The 21,104-nt window shown below is 63.6% G+C and carries 16 protein-coding genes; 13 read left to right on the top strand and 3 right to left on the bottom strand.

Annotation, left to right across the window (positions count from 1 at the left end):
* Nucleotides 1-101: 101 nt before the first annotated feature.
* Genes tssC through tssA form a run of 3 tightly spaced genes read right to left on the bottom strand, consistent with a single transcriptional unit; the run spans nucleotide 102 to nucleotide 3,178 of the window.
* Nucleotides 102-1,598: a type VI secretion system contractile sheath large subunit gene (tssC, locus tag AC07S6_RS07245; protein ID WP_003195559.1), complete on the bottom strand. Its 1,497-nt coding sequence runs from the start codon at nucleotides 1,596-1,598 to the stop codon at nucleotides 102-104.
* Nucleotides 1,599-1,600: 2 nt separating this feature from the next.
* Nucleotides 1,601-2,107: a type VI secretion system contractile sheath small subunit gene (tssB, locus tag AC07S6_RS07240; protein ID WP_003195557.1), complete on the bottom strand. Its 507-nt coding sequence runs from the start codon at nucleotides 2,105-2,107 to the stop codon at nucleotides 1,601-1,603.
* Nucleotides 2,108-2,161: 54 nt separating this feature from the next.
* Nucleotides 2,162-3,178, bottom strand: a complete 1,017-nt coding sequence (gene tssA, locus AC07S6_RS07235) for a type VI secretion system protein TssA (protein WP_495111978.1) — start codon at nucleotides 3,176-3,178, stop codon at nucleotides 2,162-2,164.
* Between the two features lie 393 nt (nucleotides 3,179-3,571).
* On the opposite strand from tssA, the gene tagH reads away from it, so the two are divergent.
* From tagH to AC07S6_RS07170, 13 genes are all read left to right on the top strand, one after another.
* Nucleotides 3,572-4,900 (top strand): type VI secretion system-associated FHA domain protein TagH, encoded by a 1,329-nt coding sequence (tagH, locus tag AC07S6_RS07230; protein WP_495111977.1) that lies wholly within the window; start codon nucleotides 3,572-3,574, stop codon nucleotides 4,898-4,900.
* A 57-nt stretch (nucleotides 4,901-4,957) separates the two neighbouring features.
* Entirely contained in the window at nucleotides 4,958-5,467 is a 510-nt protein-coding gene (tssJ, locus tag AC07S6_RS07225; protein ID WP_034129109.1) for a type VI secretion system lipoprotein TssJ, read from the top strand.
* Between the two features lie 18 nt (nucleotides 5,468-5,485).
* A complete protein-coding gene (tssK, locus tag AC07S6_RS07220; protein WP_019818126.1) occupies nucleotides 5,486-6,820 on the top strand; it encodes a type VI secretion system baseplate subunit TssK in 1,335 nt (444 codons plus the stop codon).
* Between the two features lie 6 nt (nucleotides 6,821-6,826).
* Nucleotides 6,827-8,116, top strand: coding sequence for a DotU family type VI secretion system protein (locus AC07S6_RS07215; protein WP_056790884.1), 1,290 nt, complete (start codon nucleotides 6,827-6,829; stop codon nucleotides 8,114-8,116).
* Entirely contained in the window at nucleotides 8,113-11,613 is a 3,501-nt protein-coding gene (gene tssM, locus AC07S6_RS07210; RefSeq protein WP_096144018.1) for a type VI secretion system membrane subunit TssM, read from the top strand. Before AC07S6_RS07215 ends, tssM begins: the two co-directional genes overlap by 4 nt.
* Nucleotides 11,610-12,263: a type VI secretion system-associated protein TagF gene (gene tagF / locus AC07S6_RS07205; protein ID WP_014720494.1), complete on the top strand. Its 654-nt coding sequence runs from the start codon at nucleotides 11,610-11,612 to the stop codon at nucleotides 12,261-12,263. Before tssM ends, tagF begins: the two co-directional genes overlap by 4 nt.
* Nucleotides 12,264-12,983 carry a PP2C family protein-serine/threonine phosphatase gene (locus tag AC07S6_RS07200; RefSeq protein ID WP_034129104.1) on the top strand — a complete coding sequence of 240 codons (720 nt, stop codon included), beginning with the start codon at nucleotides 12,264-12,266 and terminating at the stop codon, nucleotides 12,981-12,983.
* Entirely contained in the window at nucleotides 12,980-15,964 is a 2,985-nt protein-coding gene (locus tag AC07S6_RS07195) for a serine/threonine-protein kinase (protein ID WP_495111976.1), read from the top strand. The genes AC07S6_RS07200 and AC07S6_RS07195 overlap by 4 nt, the downstream gene beginning before the upstream one ends.
* Nucleotides 15,964-16,668 carry an ABC transporter ATP-binding protein gene (locus tag AC07S6_RS07190; protein WP_060763895.1) on the top strand — a complete coding sequence of 235 codons (705 nt, stop codon included), beginning with the start codon at nucleotides 15,964-15,966 and terminating at the stop codon, nucleotides 16,666-16,668. The genes AC07S6_RS07195 and AC07S6_RS07190 overlap by 1 nt, the downstream gene beginning before the upstream one ends.
* Nucleotides 16,668-17,852 carry an FtsX-like permease family protein gene (locus AC07S6_RS07185; protein WP_495111975.1) on the top strand — a complete coding sequence of 395 codons (1,185 nt, stop codon included), beginning with the start codon at nucleotides 16,668-16,670 and terminating at the stop codon, nucleotides 17,850-17,852. Before AC07S6_RS07190 ends, AC07S6_RS07185 begins: the two co-directional genes overlap by 1 nt.
* Nucleotides 17,845-19,557 (top strand): formylglycine-generating enzyme family protein, encoded by a 1,713-nt coding sequence (locus tag AC07S6_RS07180; protein ID WP_096144022.1) that lies wholly within the window; start codon nucleotides 17,845-17,847, stop codon nucleotides 19,555-19,557. The genes AC07S6_RS07185 and AC07S6_RS07180 overlap by 8 nt, the downstream gene beginning before the upstream one ends.
* Before the next feature lie 84 nt (nucleotides 19,558-19,641).
* On the top strand, nucleotides 19,642-20,565 hold the full coding sequence (gene tagQ / locus AC07S6_RS07175) for a type VI secretion system-associated lipoprotein TagQ (protein WP_003195532.1): 924 nt from the start codon (nucleotides 19,642-19,644) through the stop codon (nucleotides 20,563-20,565).
* A gap of 124 nt (nucleotides 20,566-20,689) precedes the next feature.
* Nucleotides 20,690-21,064, top strand: coding sequence for a hypothetical protein (locus AC07S6_RS07170; protein ID WP_003195530.1), 375 nt, complete (start codon nucleotides 20,690-20,692; stop codon nucleotides 21,062-21,064).
* Nucleotides 21,065-21,104: the final 40 nt, after the last annotated feature.

Raw genomic sequence — 21,104 nt, 5'->3', positions numbered from 1 at the left:
GCGTGGTAACGCATCCTGTGACGCTACGCGTCACCGGGACGCAGAGCGTCCCGGGCGGCATTCCCACGCGGAGCGTGGGAACGAGCTAGCTCAATCGTTACTTATGCGCTTTTTGCCGAAGGCAGTTTCGATACCAGGCGCAACGACACCGTCAGCCCTTCAAGCTGATAGTGCGGGCGCAGGTAGAACTTGGAGTTGTAATACCCCGGGTTGCCTTCGACTTCTTCCACGATCACTTCGGCGGCCGCCAACGGGTGCTGGGCCTTGGTGGTTTCGGTGGAGTGCGCCGGGTCGCCGTCGACGTAGTTGAGGATCCAGTCCTGCAACCAGCGCTGCATTTCGTCCTTCTCTTTGAAGGAGCCGACCTTGTCGCGCACGATGCACTTCAAGTAGTGGGCGAAACGGCAGGTGGCGAACAGGTACGGCAGGCGTGCGGCCAGGTTGGCGTTGGCGGTGGCGTCCGGGTCGTCGTATTCGGCAGGTTTCTGCAGCGACTGGGCGCCGATGAACGCGGCGAAGTCGGTGTTTTTCTTGTGCAGCAGCGGCATGAAACCGTTCTTCGCCAGTTCCGCTTCACGGCGGTCACTGATGGCGATTTCGGTCGGGCACTTCATGTCCACGCCACCGTCATCGGTAGGGAACGTGTGGGCCGGCAGGTTTTCCACTTCACCACCAGACTCGATGCCGCGGATGCGCGAGCACCAGCCGTAGTGCTTGAACGAACGGTTGATGTTCACTGCCATGGCGTAGGCGGCGTTCGCCCAGGTGTACTTGGAGCTGTCGGCGCCGTCGGTGTTTTCTTCGAAGGCGAAGGCTTCTACCGGGTCGGTCTTGGCGCCGTACGGCAGGCGTGCCAGGAAGCGCGGCATGGTCAGGCCGATGTAGCGCGAGTCTTCCGATTCACGCAGCGAGCGCCAGCCGGCGTATTCCGGGGTGGTGAAGATCTTGGTCAGGTCGCGTGGGTTCGACAGTTCCTGCCACGAGCCCATGCCCATCACGGTCGGCGAGGCCGCAGCGATGAAAGGCGAGTGCATGGCGGCGCAGACTTTCGACAGCTCGCCCAGCAGTTCCACGTCGGGCGGCGACTGGTCGAAGTAGTAGTCACCCACCAGGCAGCCGTAAGGTTCGCCACCGAACTGGCCGTATTCTTCTTCGTACATCTTCTTGAAGATCGGGCTCTGGTCCCACGCGGTGCCCTTGAATTTCTTCAGGGTCTTGTGCAGGTCTGGCTTGGAGATGTTGAGCACGCGAATCTTCAGTTGCTCATCGCTCTCGGTGTTATTGACCAGGTAATGCAAGCCACGCCAGGCGCTTTCCAGTTGTTGGAAATCCTGGTGGTGGATGATCTGGTTGACCTGGGCGGTGAGCTTGGCGTCGATGGCGGCGATGATCGATTCGATCGACTTGATCGCGTCGTTGGACACCAGGTCGGTTTGCGCCAGGGCCTGTTCAGCCAGGGTGCGCACCGCGGTTTCAACGGCTTCGCGGGCACGCTCGGTCTTGGGTTTGAATTCTTGCAGCAGCAGGTTCGCGAACTCGCTGGCTTCTTCGGTGGTACCCAGGATCTGGCTGCCTTCGCGGGCGGTATTGTCCGTCATGATTACTGCTCCCCTGCAGGCTTGGGCGCGCTGGCAAGTGCCTGAAGCAATGCCGGGTCCTTGATCGCCTTCATGATGATTTCTTCAGCGCCAGTCTTGCCGTCCATGTAGGTCAGCAGGTTGGCCAATTGGGTGCGGGCTTCGAGCAGCTGATTCAGGGAGTCGACCTTGCGGGCCACGGCGGCCGGGCTGAAGTCGTCCATGCTTTCGAAGGTGATGTCCAGGCTCAGGTTGCCTTCGCCTGTCAGCTCATTGGGTACGTGGAACGCGACGCGTGGCTGCATGGCCTTGAGGCGTGAGTCGAAGTTGTCGACGTCCACCTCAAGGAACTTGCGGTCGGCCACGGGTGCCAGCGGCTCGGCAGGCTTGCCGGCGAGGTCGGCCATCACGCCCATCACGAAGGGCAGCTGGACCTTTTTCTCGGCGCCGTAAAGCTCGACGTCGTACTCGATCTGCACTCGAGGCGCACGGTTGCGCGCGATGAATTTCTGAGAACTTTGCTTCGCCACGTTGCTGCTCCTGGTCGCTTGAGCGACGGTGTTGTTACTGCACGGTCCGGCGGCTTACTCGCTGTCGGGGCCGCGCAGGTTTTCAAATTGGGACATGCCATCGGGAATCAGATTGCGCACGATGGCCGCAAAGTCGGCATGTACCAGATTCTTGGCTCGGTTCAACAGCACCGGCAGCGGGCTCGAAGGCTCGTGGCGGGTGTAGTACGCGAGGATTTTGTCGAGGCTGCGCAGCACATCGTCGCGGGTGGCGATGTCGCCAGAAGGGCGAGGAGCTGCGGGCGCGGCGGCGTCGACCGAGGGGGCATTGTCTTCACTGACGGCCTCGGGATCGCTGCTGCTGTCGGTGCCTGGCACCGCTTGATTGAGAAGTTGCAGGGCCTGTTTGAGCGGCTGCTTCAAGGCGCTGAGGTCCACGCCCTGGGCGGAACCGACTTGGTCATTGACCTGTTGCTCAATGGCCTCGCACGCCGCACGCGCCGCGCTCAAGGCGTCACGGGTGGCTTGCAGTTGTTCGGGGTCGCTGTCCAGGAACGCGGCGTTGAGTTGCTGGTTGCCCAACTGCTCATCGGCAAAACTCTGCAGGCCGCTGGCGTTGAGCGCTGCGCGCAGGCTCACGGGCCCGAAGGTGCGCGAGCGCGTCAGGATGCTTTCGCGCAGCAGACGAATATTGGTCTCGCAGGTCAGGCCGGTAAGGGCGTTGATGCGCACGGTGGGGTCGTTGTCATCGTCGGCATCCAGGCGCGGGTGCAGCTCGGCCCAGTATTGGCGCAGCAAGGCGTCGATCAGCGTGAGGACTTCGGCCAGCCCGGCCACACCCTGGAGGGCGAGGGTGCTTTGCAGCAGAAAGTGGGTGATGCGCAGGTCTTTGCTGCGCTGCAACAGATCGAGGCTTTGCTGCTGGATGCTGCGCCACTCGGGCGGCTCAGCGGGCAGGATCGAGTCGCCCATGCTGCGTTCGGGTTGGCCCTTGGCATCACGTTCCAATTGCAGAAATTGCGCGTCATATTCCATGTCCTCGCCACAGGGCGACGTCGCGGAAACGGCGGTGAGCAGCAACGGCACATCCACTGAATTCGATCTCCTTATCGGCCCGCTGGATGGCGGGCAATGCATGCATTAGTTGCGTAATGAACTTTGCATGTTTTCTTGGTCATATACTCAGCGTGCCACTACTGCGCCATCACTGATGTTCAAGAAGTTGTGCATTTTTGGTGTAGTACTTATGGCTTGTCAAGGTAAGCTATTCGCCCTCTGTGACAGATGTGCGGTGTTTAACAACCTGCGCGACTGGCGAGTCGAAAGGCGCGCCCAGAGCGGATTTTTGTCATGGAAGCCAGTTAAGATCAGCGATCATGCTGGTAAAAGCAGATTTTGGCGGTCGTTTGTACGACAGGACGGGACTCTCCAGGGCGGTGCTGCCTCCTGGGTAGACTGCGCGCGATGTATCAGCAAGGAGGCAAGATGTCGCTGTGTTTGACTATCACTAGTTATCACAAGATCACACCTGGGCAATGCCCCGAAAAGTCCATGGATCAGGGCGTGATGGCTATTGGCCGCAGTTCTGACAATGACTGGGTATTGCCCGACCCTGAGCGTCTCGTCTCTTCGCAACATTGCGTTATTCAATACAAAGATGGCCGTTATTATTTGACCGATAACAGCACCAATGGTGTGGAGTTGGTCAAGGCGGGTATTCGTATGCGTCGGGGTAACAGCGAGCCGTTGCAAGACGGTGAATTGATCCGCATCGGCGATTACGAAATCCAGGCGCGTATCGACTTCAACGTGCAAGCCATCGACAGCCAGCCATTTGCCGGTGACTCACCCAATAGCTTTGAAGCGCTGATGGGCGCCGTGGCGAGCCAACCTGCGCCCACGCCGATGATCGCGCCGCAGTTCCAGGGCGCCTCGGCCATGGAAACCCTGCCAGACCTGTTCGACTTCCTCAGCCCCACCGCCGTGCCGCCGCCCACCGTGGCGGACCATGTGCCGTCCGAGCAACACGATTTTCGCCCCCCGGCCCCAGTGGCCGTACCGGCGCCCGAAAAGCCATCAGTGCAGGGCTCGGTCATTCCCGAAGACTGGGATCTGTTCGGCGACGCGCCCGCGCCCGTGGTCAATGCTGCGCCCGCCCCAGACCCGATCATCCCGCCGCCACCTGTGGTCGAGCCTGTTGCGCTCCCCGTGGCCAATGCCGAGCCACCACCGGACCTCCTGCAAGCCTTCCTGCGCGGTGCGGGCCTGGACCAGTTGCGCCTGGACAAAGCCGACGCCTGCGCGCAGATGGAAAGCATCGGCCGCAGCTACCGGTTGATGGTCGAGGGCTTGATCGACGTATTGCGTGCCCGTGCCAGCCTCAAGGGCGAGTTTCGCATGCAGCAGACGATGATCCGCCCCGCCGAAAACAACCCGTTGAAATTCGCCCCGAATGCCGATGAAGCGTTACTGCTGTTGCTGCGTCATGGCAACCAGGCGTTCATGGCGCCGGACCTCGCCGTACGTGACAGTTTCGACGACCTGCGCGCCCACCAGTTGGCCGTGATGGCTGGCGTGGAAGCGGCGATCAAACACCTGCTCACGCGCTTTGAACCGGCGCAATTGGAGGAGCGCATGGGCAAACCCGGCGGCCTCTCGAGTCTGTTCAACGGTTCGCGCCAGGCCCAGTACTGGCAGCAGTTCACCGAGCTCTACAGCAACATTTCCCGCGAGGCCCAGGACGATTTCCAGGACTTGTTCGGTCGTGAATTCAGCCGGGCCTACGAAGAACACAGTGCACGACAGCGACGCTGAAAACGCCTCGCACCAATGGATAAAACGGATAGCTAAATACGTCATTGAGGACGCAGGATGATTCCCAGGTTTTTACTCGCAGCCGCCACCGTGCTGCTGCTGACGGCGTGTGCCAACGACACTGCCAAACCCCAGGCGGCTGCCGAGGCCGAAGCTGACACGGCCGCCGTTGAGCTGCATTTTCACGCGATTGCCGGGCTTAACCCCGGTGCCAACGGCCAGGCCGCGCCGGTGCGGGTGCGCATTTTCGAATTGAAAAACGCCGCGACCTTTTCACGCTCCGATTACTTCGCCCTGGCTGACCGTGCGCAATCCACCCTCGGCCTCGACCTGCTGGACCAGGACGAAGTGATGGTGCAGCCCGGCCAACAACTGAGCCTGCAGCGCGATCTCGACCCGTCCACGCGCCAGATCGGCTTGCTGGTGGGCTACCGCGAGTTGGACCGTGCGCAATGGCGCACGGTCATCAACGTGCCGCCGCGCCAATACAGCGAATACCAGATCAGCCTCGACGTGCATGCCGTGCGCGCCGACGTCGTGGCTTCCCCATCCAGCCCAGCCCAATAACAAGCAATCGGAGCCCCCATGTCCTGGAACAATCGCGTGGTCTGGTCGGAAGGCATGTTCATCGGAACGCAGCACTTCCAGCAGCATGACCGTTACCTGGAAAACCTGATCGATGCCCGCAGCCGCCCGTTGTCGGCGGGTGCCTGGGGGTTCTCCGAGCTGCTGATCGACCAGGGCCTGCTGGCCCAGGGCAAGCTGGCGATCGTGTCGGCCCGCGGCCTGTTGCCCGATGGCACGCCGTTCAATATTCCCCAGGACGACCTGGCGCCGAGCCCGTTGAATATCGACGACAACCTGCGCGACGGCCTGGTCTACCTGGCCCTGCCGCTCAAGCGTGCCGGCGCCCGTGACACGGTGGACGAGGGCGAGGCCCTGGAAGCCGCGCGCTACGTGAGCCAGGTGCGTGAAGTGCGCGACGACAACGCCCCGTTCGAAAACCGTGCACCGGTGGCCGTGGGGTCGCGGGCGTTGCGCCTGCTGACGGCGCAGGACGGCATCAGCGACTACGCGGCCATCGGCCTGGTACGCATCAAGGAAAAGCGTGCCGACCGTGCGTTGGTGCTCGATGACACTTACATCCCGCCCGTGCTGGACGTGGCCGCGAGCAAACCGCTGACGGCCTTTCGCAGCGAACTGCTGGGCCTGTTGCACCAGCGTGGCGAAGCCTTGGCCGGCCGCGTGGTGGCCTCGGGTGCCGGGGGGGCCTCGGAGATCGCCGACTTCATGCTGCTGCAACTGGTCAACCGCGCCCAGCCGCTGATCCAGCACTTCAGCCAGTTGAGCCCGTTGCACCCGGAGCGCTTCTTCAGCGAACTGGTCAGCCTGGCCGGTGAATTTTCCACCTTCTCAACCTCCAGCCGTCGCCCCCACGAATACCCGCAGTACCAGCACGACGACCTGGCCTTGAGCTTCATGCCGGTGATGGCGGCCCTGCGTGAAGCGCTGTCGATGCTCATCGACAGCAAGGCCACGCCGATCCCCATTGTGGAGAAAGCCTACGGCATCCATGTGGCGATGTTGGCCGACAAGACCCTGCTCGACAACGCCAGTTTCATCCTCGTGGTACGCGCCGATGTGCCCGGCGAAACCCTGCGTGCGCGTTTCGGCCAGCAGAGCAAGGTCGGCTCGGTGGAGCACATCCGCGACATGGTCAACCTGCAACTGCCGGGCATCGGCCTGCTGCCGTTGCCGGTGGCGCCACGCCAGTTGCCTTACCACGCTGGCAGCACCTACTACGAGCTGGACCGTGGCAGCGAGCACTGGCAGCAGCTGAATAATTCCGGCGGTTTCGCCTTCCATATCGCCGGGCAGTTCCCGGGCTTGAACCTGGCCTTCTGGGCGATCCGAGGATAATTGGCGATGCATCCCAATGATGATGACCGCACCCAGTTCATGCCGCGCCCGGGTGGCCGAGAACCTGCACCCGCGCGTGCCGAACCTGCGCCGCTGTCGATGCCGGCTGCGCCGATCCTCACCGGCAAGAGCCAGGGCCTCAACCCGCTGGAAAGTGCCGCCGGCCCGTTGCTGGCGTTGTTGACGCGGTTGCGCAACACCATTGCCCATCCCGCGCCGGCCAGCCTGCGTGCGCAGTTGCTGGCGTACCTGCGCCAGTTCGAAGAACGCGCCGAAGCCGCCGGTGTGGCACGCAATGAAGTGCTGTTGGCCCGTTACGCGCTGTGCACTGCCTTGGATGAAGCGGTGCTGAGCACGCCGTGGGGCAGCACCAGTGACTGGGGTAAGCAGAGCCTGCTGATCACCGTGCACAACGAAGCCTGGGGTGGCGAAAAGGTTTTCCAGTTGCTTGACCACTGTCTGCAAAGCCCACGGGAACGCCTGTACCTGCTGGAGCTGTTGTACCTGTGCATGTGCCTGGGTTTTGAAGGGCGTTACCGGGTGATGACCGACGGGCGCAGCCAGTTGGAAGCCTTGCGTGAACGCACCGCCGCAGCGATACGCAGCGCCCGTGGCGAGCACGAGCGTGAGCTGTCGCCGCACTGGCGCGGTGTGACCGTGGCCCGTGATCGCCTGGCGCAATTCATGCCGCCATGGATTGCCGTGGCGATTGGCTTGGCGCTGCTGTTGGCGTTGCTGTTCGGCCTGCGCCTGAAGCTGGCCTCGGACGCCGAGCCGGTGTTCAAGAATATTCATGCCCTGGGCGAGATCCCGGTGCAGGCCATCGACCGTCCGGTGGCGCAGCCCAAAGTGATTGAGCGCCCACGCCTGGCCGGGTTCCTGGCCGATGACATCAAGGCCGGCCGCGTGGCGGTGGAAGACAAGGTTGACCGCTCTGTGGTGACCATTCGTGGCGATGAGCTGTTCGCCTCGGCCAGCTCCAGCATCGTCGATGACTACCAGCCGCTGATGCTGCGCATCGCTGACGCCATTCGCAAGGTCAAGGGCCAGGTGCGTGTCACCGGGCACAGCGACAACCGCCCGATTGCCACGTTGCGCTTCCCGTCCAACTGGGCGTTGTCCGAAGCCCGGGCCAAGTCGGTGCTGGAGATTCTCGCGGCCAAGACCGGCCAGGCCGAACGCTTCAGCGCCGAAGGCCGCAGCGACACCGAGCCATTGGCCACCAACAGTACTGCCGAAGGCCGTGCCCGCAATCGTCGGGTTGAAATCACCGTATTGGCGGAGGGCGTCGAGTGAAGGCGTTTTTCAGTTTCATGATTCGCTGGGTGATCCCCGTGCTGGGCCTGATTGCCCTGAGCCTGATCATCTGGTTTGTTGGCCCGCTGCTGGACGTGCTGGTGCCCGAAGGGCGCCGTTGGGCGCTGATCGTGCTGGTGTTTGCGCTGTGGGTGGCCTACCGCGTGTTCCGCATCATCCAGGCCCGTCGCCAGGCCGCCGAAGTGATGCGCAGCCTGGCCGCAGAAACCCCGGTCGACCCCAACAGCGTTGCGACCGCCGAAGAGCTGTCCACGCTGCGCCAGCGCATGGACGAAGCCCTGGCACTGCTGAAAAAGGCCAAGCTGGGCGGCGATGAGCGCCGCAACCTTTACGAGTTGCCGTGGTACGTGATCATCGGCCCGCCGGGCTCGGGCAAGACGACCGCGCTGGTCAATTCCGGGCTGCATTTCCCGCTGGCGGCGCAATTGGGCGCCGGTGCGGTGCGGGGCGTGGGTGGTACGCGCAACTGCGACTGGTGGTTTACCGACCAGGCCGTATTGCTCGACACCGCTGGCCGCTATACCACCCAGGACAGCAACTCCACGGTGGACAAAGCCGCCTGGCTGGGCTTTCTCGACTTGCTGAAAAAGCAGCGTTCCCGCCGGCCGATCGACGGGGCGTTTATCGCCATCAGCCTCTCGGATCTGCTGCTGGGCACCGACGCCGAGCGCGCAGCCCATGCCGCCGCGATTCGCCTGCGCATCCAGGAGCTGTATACGCAGCTGGGCGTGCGTTTCCCCATCTACCTGATGCTCACCAAGCTCGACCTGGTGCCGGGCTTCATGGAGTTCTTCGACAACCTGAGCAAGGAAGAGCGCGCCCAGGTGTGGGGCATGACCTTTGCCCTGGACGACGGCAAAAACAGCGACAGCCCGCTGGCGCACCTGCAAAGCGAGTTCGCGGGCTTGGAGCAGCGTCTCAACGAACGCCTGGTCGAGCGCTTGCAGCAGGAACGCGACCCGGCACGACGCGACCTGATCTACGGCTTCCCGCAGCAGTTCGGCGCGCTGAAAGATTGCCTGCAAAGCTTCCTCGAAGGCGTGTTCAAACCCAACGCCTTTGAAGAGCGCGTGTTGCTGCGTGGCGTGTACTTCACCAGCGGCACCCAGGAAGGCAGCCCGATTGACCGCCTGATCGGTGCCATGGCCCAGAGTATGAACCTGGACCGCCAGCACCTGGCGCGCCAGAGCGGCACCGGGCGCAGTTACTTCATCGAAAAACTCTTCACCGCCGTGGCCTTTGCCGAGCGCGGCCTGGTGGGGGTGAACCCGAAAGTCGAGCGGCGCCGCAAGTGGATCGCCCGTGGCGTACTGGCGGCCACCGTCGCGCTGGTGGTGGTGGTCAGCAGCCTGTGGTGGGTGAGCTATCGCGCCAACCAGGCATATATCGCCCAGGTCGATCAGAAGGTCGCGCCCCTGGGCCAGACCGTACAGAACCTGAGCCCGGCACAGCGGGAAGTGCTCGCCGTGCTGCCGTTGCTCAATGCGGTGAAGAACCTGGCGGGGGATTCGCCGAGCTGGTCCGAAGGGCTGGGGCTGTACCAGGGCGATATGCTCGAAGCCGAGTCCGCCAGCGTGTACCGCAAACTGTTGATCGCCGTGTTCGCGCCACGCCTGGTGACGCGTATCGAAGAGCAACTGCACGGCGGCGGTAACTCGGACTTTCTCTACGAGGGCCTCAAGGCTTACCTGATGCTCGCCGACACCGAGCATTACGACCCGGACTTCATCAAGGCCTGGATCGCCCTGGACTGGGACCGCAACCTGCCCCGCGACCTGCCGGCCGACCAGCGTCAGGCCCTGGCCGGGCACTTGCAGGCGCTGTTCGAACGCCACCCGCCGAGCGCACGCCTGGACCCACGGCTGATCGACGATTTGCGTCGACAGTTGCAGCAATTGCCGGTAGCCCAGCGCGTGTACGACCGCGTCAAGCGCCAGAAACTGCCCGAAGGTATCCCGGACTTTCGCCTCAACGAAGCCGCCGGTCGCGATGCCGCGCTAGTGTTCAGCCGCAAGAGCGGCAAGCCGTTGGGTGAGCCGTTGAGTGGTTTCTTTACCGCCAAAGGCTATCGCCAGGCGTTCTTGCTCAGCAGCTTGAACCAGACCGGCACCCTGGCCGAAGAGCAATGGGTGCTGGGCCATGAACAGGCCGACCAGCAGAACGTGGTGAGCCTGGCCGCCGACGTGCGCCGCTTGTACTTCCAGGATTACCAGCGCCAGTGGGACGCGTTGCTCGCCGACATCGACTTTGTGCCGATCACCAGCGTGGCCCAGGCCGCCGATGTGCTGCGGGTGATTTCCGGTCCCACCTCGCCGCTGAAAAAACTGTTGGTGGCGGTTGCCAGGGAAACCGACCTGCAAGCCGAAGAACGCCAACTGGCCGCCAAAGGCGTGCCGGTGGAAGGCGGCGTGGACAAGCTCAAGGAACGCCTCGGCAGTTTGCTGGGCGATGCGCAACCGACGGCGAATGCACCGGCACCGGCGGATGATCCGGTGACCGCGCACTTTGCCGAACTCAACAGCATCGTCAGCAAAAACGAAGGTGAACCGGCGGCCATCGACGGCCTGCTGTCGGACATGAATGCACTGTATGTGCAGGTCAGCGCCATGGTCGGTGCCAGCGGCGATGCCTTGCTCGGTGAGGCCAAGAACCAGGCGGCGGCTGCGGCCACGCGGGTTAGCCTGAACGCCGAGCGTCAGCCGCCGCTGGTGCAGGGCATGGTCAAGTCGGTGGTCAATTCCACCACCAACAGCATGATGGGCGGGGTGCGTAACCAGCTGAACGCGGCCTGGGTCAGTGAGGTGGTCAACGTGTATCGCCAGTCGTTGGCCGGGCGTTACCCGATGTCGCCGGGCAGTGCGCGGGACGCCACCCTGGATGACTTCGGCCAGTTCTTCGGCGTGGGCGGGGTGATGGACAACTACTTCCGCAAATACCTGCAGCCCTATGTGGACACATCGGCACAGACCTGGCGCTGGCAACCTGGGGCGGCGCAGAAGCTGGGGATTGCTCCTGGCGTGCTGCAAACCTTCCAGCGTGCGGCGTCGATTCGGGACGCGTTCTTCCGCTCCGGTGGCACCCAACCCATCGTGCGTTTCGAACTCAAGCCGGTGTCGATGGACCCTACCATCACTCAGTTCCTGCTTGACCTGGACGGCCAGCAATTGAGCTACGACCACGGCCCGAGCCGGCCGGTGGCGATGCAATGGCCGAACCCGGGCAGCATTGGCGTGGTGCGTATTTCCATCATGCCGCCGTCGGCCAGTGGTCGCTCCGGCATCACTCTGGACGGCCCGTGGGCCTGGTTCCGTCTGCTGGAGCAATCAGACCTCACTGCAGGCAACTCGCCGGATCGTTTCAACCTGCGCCTGCGAGTCGATGGCGCGAGCATCGCCTACGAGTTGCGCGCCAACAGTGCCTTCAACCCGTTCAAGAGCCGCGTGCTCAGTGGCTTCAGCCTGCCGGAGCGGCTATGACGGCCCTGGGTTTCTACGGCAAGTTGGCCAGCCGCGGGGACTTCGTCAGCCGCGCCTTGCCGCAGAGCTTTATCGGCCCGTGGGACAGCTGGCTGGCGGCGGGTTTGCTCGCCAGCCAGAACAGCCTCGGCGCTGACTGGCTGAATGCGTACCTGGTCAGCCCGTTGTGGCGCTTTGTGCTGGCCCCGGGCGTGTGCGGGCCGGACGCGGCGGCGGGCGTGGTGATGCCGAGCATTGACCGGGTCGGGCGGTATTTTCCGCTGGCGGTGGTGACCTTGCTGGATCACGACACCAACCCGGCGTCGCTGGTGGGCGGTTCGGACGCCTGGTTCGAGCAGGCTGAAACCTTGTTGCTCAGCACCCTGGACAGCGGCGCGACCTTCGAAAGCTTCAACGCCGGGCTCGACGAGTTGGGCGTGCCGGCCAGCGAGCCGCGAGCGGTGGACAGCCGTTTTGCCGGCCTGCAAAGGGTGGCAGCCACCGTGCCGCACCAGCGTATGACCGCGCTGGCCGAACAGGCGTGCGAGGGCGCAAGCCTGTGGTGGGGGCGAGGTTCGCAGCGTATCTCCCCCGGTTTATTACGGTGCCAGGGCCTGCCTGCCGCCAGCGATTTTGCGCAGTTTTTGCTCGGACAAGAAGGTGTGGTGTAGATGGGCGTGACGTACGAATCCGCGAGCAAAAGCCATGTGGGCATGGTTCGCCAAGTCAACGAAGATGCCTTTCTGGACCTGCCGGAAAACCGCCTGTGGGTGGTGGCCGATGGCATGGGCGGGCACGCGGCGGGGGACTATGTCAGCAGCTTGATCGTCGACAGCCTGCGCCATGTGCCGCTGGGCCGCTCCCTGGACGAATACTCGGCGGCGCTGCGCAATGACCTGCTGCGCATCAACGCGGCCGTGCGCGAAGAAACCGCCAACCGTGGCGTGACCATGATGGGCAGCACCGTGGTGGTGTTCGCCGCGCGCGGCTTGCGCGGGGTGTGCCTGTGGGCCGGCGACAGTCGCCTGTACCGCTTGCGCGACGGCGTGCTGGAAAGCATTTCCCGCGACCACAGCTACGTGCAAGACCTGCAAGACAGCGGCCTGCTCAGCGAAGCCGACGCCCGCACCCACCCGCGCTCCAATATCGTCACCCGCGCCATTGGCGTTGAGGCCCAGTTGGACGTCGCCTCGGTGGACCTGTTGATCGCTCCCGGCGACAGCTATTTGCTGTGCAGCGATGGCCTCAACAAGACCGTCGAAGACCATGAAATCCGCGACGTGCTCAGCCATGACGCGCCGGATGAAATCGTGCGCAGCCTGGTGCACTTGGGGCTCAATCGCGGCGCACCAGACAACATCACCACCCTCGTCGTGAAGGTCTCGTCATGAACATCGTCATCCCGGGTTATGACATCGAAGGCGAGATTGGCGAAGGCGCCATGGCCAGCGTGTACTTGGCGACCCAGCGCTCGCTGGAGCGCAAGGTGGCGTTGAAGGTGATGGCGGCAGCGCTGGCGGCCGACCCGAGTTTCTGCGAACGCTTCCTGCGCGAGGGCAAGACGCTGGCGCGTTTGTCACACCCGCACACGGTGACCATCCATGACATCGGCAACGTCGGTGAGCTGTATTACATGGCCATGGAATACCTGCCCAATGGCACGCTCAAGGAGCGCATTGCTGCTGGGCTGACCCCGGAGCAGGGCGTGACGCTCATCCGCCAGATTGCCTCGGCCCTGGGCTATGCCCATGCCCAAGGGCTGGTGCACCGCGACGTCAAGCCGGCGAACATTCTGTTCCGGGCCGATGGCACGGCGGTGTTGTCGGACTTCGGGATTGCCAAGTCGCTGGACGATCGCACCCAATTCACCCAGGCCGGGTTTGCCGTGGGCACGCCGAGCTACATGAGCCCGGAGCAGGCGCGGGGCCAGGAGATCGATGGCCGCGCCGACCTCTACGCGCTGGGCGTGGTGCTGTATGAAATCCTCGTCGGCAAGCTGCCTTATAACGGCACCGATGCGCTTTCCACGGCGCTGGCGCACCTGACCGAACCCTTGCCGGAATTGCCTGTGCACCATGGGCGCTATCAGGGCGTGCTGCGCAAGTTGTTGGCCAAGGACCCGGCGGAACGTTATCCGGATGCGGCAGCGTTGTTGTTGGCGCTGGATCAACTGCCGGCTGATGAGTTGGATGCCACGCTGGTGCGGCCGCTGCCGATTCCATTGAGCTTTGATCTGGCGGGCATGACCCCTGTCACCATCGACATTCCGACGGATAAACCGCAGCCGCAGCCGCAGCCAATAGTGCGTCAACCGGTGGTGACGCCGACGCAGCACAATGCCCCGTCCGAGCAGCGCCGTGGGCCGGTATTGGCCTTGGCCGCCGTGGCGGTCGCCGTCGCGTTGGCCATTGGTGGCGCCAGCTACTGGTGGTTGAGCGGCGGCGATGAACCGGCCAAGCCGCCAGCCGCCGTGGTGCCCAAGGTGACGCCGCCCGTGGCTGTCGCTGAAGTGGATGGCGGTCAGCGCCCGTTGCTGATGGCAGGCAAGAAAACCTTGTTCCAGCGTGTACTCAGCAAACCCGGCGCCCAGCTTTCAGCGGACGCTGGGAGCCCGCCGGGTAAAGCGCTGCCGGCGTTTTCCGTGCTCTACGTGTACCAGCGCAAAGAGGTCGATGGCAGCCAGTGGGTACGCGTCGGCGCGGCCACTGATGGTCGCAGCGACGGTTGGCTGCCAGCCTCCCAGGTCAGCGACTGGAAACAAAGCCTGGTGCTCAAGTTCACCGAGCGCTCCGGCCGGGCTCCCGTGATGTTCCTGCGCCAGCCCGGTGAGGTGGAAAAACTGCTGGCCGACCCTGCCGCAGCGAGAAGCGCCTTGGCCAAGGCGCAGAACAACCGTGAAGACAACCAGCAAGTCCTGGCCCTGGAACCCACCGCCAGCGCGGTGCCGCAGAATCAGTTCTACCTGTTGCCGATCTTCGATTCCAAGGAGAGCTTCGACGACAACGGCCAGCCGGTGCAGTTGCTCAACGTGGCCTCCATCGACCCAGGCAGCCGCGCCGCTGCCAAACCGGCCAGCCCGACGCTCAGCGCCAATGCCGACGCGTTCCGCACGGCGGTGGTGCTGGTGGTGGACACCACCGTGTCGATGCAGCCCTACATCGACCAGATTCGCGACGTGGTGCACGAGCTGCAAACCCGCATTGCCGAGCGTGGCGAGTTGGACAGCGTCAGCTTCGGCATGGTCGGCTTTCGCAGCAGCATCCAGAAAACCCCGGGCCTGGAGTATGTCGCCAAGACCCTGATCAGCCTCGACCAAGGCCGCGACCCGCAGCGCTTTCTGGATATGGCGCGCCAGGTCAAAGCGTCGACGGTGTCCAGCCACTCGTTCAACGAAGATGCGTTTGCCGGGGTGATGCAGGCAGTGGACGGCATGGATTGGTCCGGCTACGGCGGGCGCATCATCCTGCTGGTTTCTGATGCCGGCGCGCTGCGCAAGAACGACCCGTTCGCCGCCACCCAGATGAACGAAGCGGAAGTGCGCCAGGCGGCGCTGGGCAAGCAGATCAAGATCTACGCGCTGCACCTGCGCACCGATGGCGGCAAGAAAACCCATGCCGGCGCCGAGAGCCAGTATCGCGTCCTCACCGCCGACGCCAACCCGCAGATCGGCGACCTGTACACGCCAGTGCCAGGGGGCGATGTGCGCAAACTGGGTGAGCGCGTCGATGAGATCGGCACGGTGTTCGCCAACCTGGTGCATCAGGTGCGCAGCAACACGCCGCAGCCCGTGCCGTTGCTCAGTGCCGCGCCGAGCCTGGCGGACAAGTCCGCCGCCGTCGGCTATGCCATGCACATGGACTTTCTCGGGCGCAAGACCGCGAGCCAGGCACCGCAATTGGTCAGCGCCTGGACCGCTGATCGTGACCTGACCAACCCGGCGCTGCCAGCGTTCCAGGTGTGCGTGATGTTGACCAAGCTGCAACTCAACGACCTGCAACAATCGTTGAAGTTGATCGTGGATGCGGCGCGCAAGACCCAAAGCTCGCCCAAGGATTTCTTCCAGGAAATCGCCAGCGCCTCGGCCTATATGAGCCGCGACCCGCAGGCCCTGCGCAAGGGCGGCAACCTGGCTGACGGCGGCCTGCTCGGTGAATACCTGGAGGGCCTGCCGTACCGCAGCAAGTCGCTGAACATGACCCAGGACCTGTGGTTGTCATTGAGCGTGGCCGAGCAGGAAGACTTTATCGACGAGCTGGATTCGAAAATCCGCCTGTATGAAACCTTCCATAACGACGTGGCCAACTGGGTCCGTTTCGGCGATGCCGAACCGGGCGATGCGTTGTATCGCGTGCCGCTGTCGACGCTGCCGTAATGTTGAACCTGAGCGCGGTGCACAAGAGCCGGGGCGTCGGTAGCCAGCGCTACAGCCTGGTGATCCCTGCGTTGCAGCTGGGCGCGGGTGAACAACTGGCAATTGTCGGCCCCAGCGGTTGCGGCAAGAGCACCTTGCTCGACGTGCTGGCGCTGGTGTTGGCACCGGATCAGGTGGGGCAGTTTGCATTCAACCAACACGACATCGGCGCGCTGTGGCGTGCTGATCGGCAATCGGCGCTGGCCGCGTTGCGCAGCCAGCATCTGGGCTATGTGCCGCAGACCGGGGGGTTGCTGGGGTTTCTGGATGTGCGCGGCAATATCGCGCTGTCGCGCCAACTGCTGGGCTTGCAGGACGACGGCCGCGTGGCGCGCCTGGCTGAGCAGTTGCAGATCAGCGATCAGCTGGCCAAGCGCCCGGCGGCGTTGTCGGTGGGCCAACGCCAGCGGGTCAGCTGTGCACGGGCACTGGCCCATGGGCCGCAACTGGTGCTGGCTGATGAGCCGACGGCGTCCCTGGACCCGCTCAACGCCGAACGCGTGATGCAGGCGCTGCTGGCCCAGGCCCGCGAACACCGTACGGCCTGTGTGATCGCCACCCATGATGAACCGCTGGCCCGCGCCAGTGGCTTGCAGGTGCGGCGTATCAGTTGCCAGCGCGATCCAGACGGCGGCGTCACCGCAACCCTCGGGGAGGCGTGCTGATGCGCATCGGCCTGGTTGCTTCGCTCGCGTGGCAGGACTACCGCAACGATGGGTGGCTGTCGGCCTGTTCGGTGTTGGCATTGGTGGCGGTTATCGCGCCATTGCTGGTGTTATTCGGGCTGAAATTTGGACTGGTTAGCAGTTTGACCGAACGCTTGGAGACCGACCCCGCCAGCCGTGAAATCATCCCGTTGGGCGGTGGTCGATTCAGCGCGGCGTTTATCGCGCAGCTGGGTGAGCGCAGCGATGTCGCGTTTGCTGTGCCGCGCACACGGCAGATTGCGGCCACGGCGCAGGTGGGCACCCTGACCCTGGAAATGTTGCCGACTGCCGCAGGCGACCCGTTGTTGGCAGGCTTGCCGATGCCCCACGGCCTGGACCAGATCGTGCTCAGCCATACCGCCGCCGAAAAGCTCGCGGCAAGGCCCGGTGATTGGTTGGAAACCAGCTTTGCGCGGCAAGTGGCGGGGCGCGTCGAGGCCCAGCGCACGCGGTTGCAGGTGCTGGCGGTGTTGCCGCTGGAGGCTTTCGTTCGCGAGGGCCTGTTTGCCGATCTGGCGTTGTTGGAGGCAGCGGAAGATTACCGCGATGGCCGTGCGGTGCCGGCGTTGGGTTGGGCCGGTGAAGCGGCGAGCGTGAGCGAACAGCGTATCTACCCGGCGTTTCGCCTGTACGCGCGCAGCCTCCGTGATGTGGAACCGTTGCGGGTGTATTTCGCCGGGCAGAACCTGTTGGTTTCAACCCAGGCGCACACCATCGCTCAAGTGCAATCGTTGAGCCGCAACCTGTCGATTGTGTTCTGGATCATCGCCGGGTTGGCGCTGGCCGGGGCGTTTGCGGCGATTTTCGCGGGCACCCTGGCGGCGGTGGCGCGTAAGCACCGTGAACTCTCGGTGTTGCGCCTGCTGGGGTTTTCCACCGCCGCGTTGTTGCTGTTTGTGCTGCTGCAAGCGCTATACAGCGCGGGTTTTGCCGCTGTGCTCAGCGTTGGGCTGTATGGCCTGGCTGAGGCGGCGCTGAACAAGCTTTTTGTGCAGGTGCCGGGCGAGTACGCCAGCCACCTGTTGGCGCGCCATTATGGCCTGGCCCTGGTGGCGGTGCTCGGTGTCAGTGCCGTGGCGGCCGCCTGTGGTGGTTGGCGGGTGGCACGTATCCAGGCTTCTGAAGGAATCAGAGATGTATAAATTACTGGGCGCCTGCGTGGCGCTGAGCCTGGCCTCGCTGGCCTGGGCTGATGAAGCAAGTGACAAGCTCGACAACCCCAAGCCGTTGCCGGACGACGTGAGCCTGCCGCTGCCCTGCGAAGGCAACATGGTGTTCCGCTACGCCTACATACTGGCCCAGGGCACCCTGGATGACCGTGAAATCAGCCTGGGCTACCCCTTTGCCGAAGGCGAGGCGGGTTATCAGCAGTCGTTTATTTCCGGCTACCGCCGCGACTTCATCAACGGCCAGTTCACCCTCAAGGACTTGCCCAAGGACTGGAGCAAGGTCATCGCGCCGCAGATGCCGAAGACCGACGCCAAGACCCCGCTCAAACCCATGCTGTACTTCATTGGCAAATACGAAGTGACTGCTCGCCAATACGCCCAGGTGATGGCCCAGGCGCAGTCCCTGGCCAGCGGTGAACCGGCTCCCGCATGTGAGGCGCCCAGCGGCATGGCCGGGCGTTTGCCCAAGGTGAAACTGTCGCGCTTTGAAGCCGAGCGTTTTTCGGCGGTGTACAGCGCCTGGCTGATGAAATACCACCGCGAACTGCTGCCGGTGAGCGGGCGCGGTGCGTCGGCCGAAGACGGTGGCCTGGGTTTTGTGCGCCTGCCCACCGAAGTGGAGTGGGAGTACGCCGCACGCGGCGGCCAGGCGGTGAGCCGCCAGGACCTCGAAGGCCGCCTGTATCCACGGCGCGCCGAGGGCAGTGAAAGCGATGGCCCGCTGGCCGATTACGCGGTGTTCAACCAAGTGGCCGGCGGTACCGGCCAGGCGGCGCGGTTGATGCCCATCGGTACCAAATTGCCTAACCCCATCGGCATGTTCGACGTGATCGGCAACGCCGCGGAAATGGTCCAGGAATCCTTCCAACTGGTACACGCTGGCCGCCGCCAGGGCACCTACGGCGGCTTTGTGGTCAAGGGCGGCAACTACCTGGAAGGCGAGGGCACGTTGTTCACCGGCATGCGCCGCGAATACCCGCTGTTTGCCGCTGATGGCACCGAGCAAAGCAATGAGACCACTGGTTTTCGCGTGGCGATCGGCGCGTTGTCAGCGCCGCGCTCGCGCTACAAGGAATTGTTTGCCCAATGGCAGAAGGAGGGCCGCCTCGCTGCGCTGACCGACGCTATCGACGATGCCCAGGACCCGACCAAACGTCTGGACAGCATCATCGCCGCCAGTGTCGATCCCAAGCTTCAAGCCGAGCTGGGCCTGGTCAACGAAGAGCTCAAGCGCAACGTGTCGCTGATCGCCCAGCAACGCGAAGAAGCCGCGGGCAATTTGATCCAGTCGGCGGCGTTGGTGGCCGAGACCATCAGCAACTACAACATCCGCCTGGCCAACCTGCACAAGAGTCGCCAGCAGGCGGTGGACAGCAAGGACGAGGCCAGCACGCAGCTGTTCGACATGGCCATCACCAATGGACGCAGCGCGTTGGACGGCGCGGTGGCGATTTACATCGACAACCTGGCCACCGGCACGCGCTACACCGATGCGGTGATCCAGGCGCAGTTTCAACGGATCAAGGAAGAGTTGGATCGCAAGCCAGTGCTCGGCAAGAGCCTGGTGACGCGCGCGACACTGTTCGTTCGCCATGTCGGCAACTACCGCAAGCAACAGCGGGCCGACCCGGCAACGATCTTGAAGGAATTGCTCGCAGCGAGCGGTCAGCGGTCTTGATCGTTGGCTGTCTAGCGAGCTTGGAAGGGACTCAGGCGGCGGTGGGCCGTGCTGGGCAAGTCAAACTTAACAGAGATCACATCTATGCTTTTTTCCCGTAAGGCGGTTTCCAAGCGTCACCTGCTGCTGATCGCAGCTGGTTTCAGCACCGTGTTGACTGGTTGCGCTACGTCGCCTGCGTCCAAGGTGGCGTCGAGCACCAAGGTCGAGTACTACCCCAACTGCTACGAGCCGGTGCAGCACCTGCGCGCCACCGATTCGGACATGACCAAGTCGGTCGTCACCGGTGCCGCGATCGGCGCGGCCGGCGGTGCCCTGCTGGGCGCGCTGACCGGCGACAAGGACAGCCGTGGCCGCAATGCCGCGATCGGTGCCGCAGGCGGCGCCCTGGCTGGCGGTGCGGCGGGTTACTACACCGAGCGCCAGAAACAGATCACCGATGACAACCAGCGCATCGCGTCCTACTCCACCGACTTCAACAAAAGCGCCTCGGACATCGACCGCAGCACCGCCTATGCCAAGGCGTCGCAGCAGTGCTACCAGAGCGCATTCACCAAGCTGGTGGCTGATCGCAAGGCCAAGACCGTCAACGACACCGAAGGCCGCAAGCGCCTGGCGGAAATCGTCGCGGGCCTGAAGGAGTCCAATGACCTGATCGTGACGGTCAACGGCAAAGCCAGCGAAGACCTGAACAACTACACCCAGGCCTACGAGAAAGACCTGCAACAGGTCGGCGTACAGCGCAGCGATGTGGTGACCGTGGCCACCGCCGATACCACCCCAGTGGTCGCTCCGGCCAAGGGCAAGAAAGCCGTCAAGCCAGCCAAGAAGCCGGTGCTGCCGACAGTGCCAAAAGAAGCGGTAACCACCGAACGTAGCATCCAGACCGTGCAGGCCAAACAAGCTGAAAGCAAGCAGGTCGCCAGTGCGGGCAAGACCCAGATCGAAGCAACCTGCCGCAATCCAAACCTGGCCGATTGGGCGCCAGTGCCTTGCCCTAACGTTTAAGTACTTGTTGCTATAAGCGTTAAACGCCAACCGATCTGCGCCTAAAGCGCGAGATCGGTGGCGTTCCTTTTGCAAATCGTTACACTGCTGCGGCCACTCCAATAAATACACCGAGGCCGTGTGCATGAAATTTCGTCTTCTCCTGTGGGTGCTGGGCCTGATGATGGGCAAAGCCAGCCGCACCAACCCCGCCTTCCAGCAGCAACTGGGTGACAAAGACCTGGCCTTCCAGCTGCAGACCCTCGACGGCAAGGTTGCCCGTCACTTCATCGTCAAAGACCAGCGCATCACCAGCCGCTCAGGTGTCCACCCGGCGCCGGCCTTCGCGATTGCCTTCAAGGATGCCGCCTACGGCTTCGCCACGATGCAGGCGAAGAACAAGCAACTGGCGTTCATGACGGGGATTCAGGACAAGTCGATCCAGATCAAGGGCAACCCGGCACTGGTGATCTGGTTCCAGGGCCTGACCAAGTATTTGAAGCCGAAGAAAAAGAAGTAGGCGGTCAGGTAGACCGAGTTGACTTCATCGCAGGCAAGCC

Source organism: Pseudomonas sp. GW821-FHT07B01 (assembly GCF_059419065.1).
This window is presented reverse-complemented; position numbering and strand designations above follow the sequence as displayed.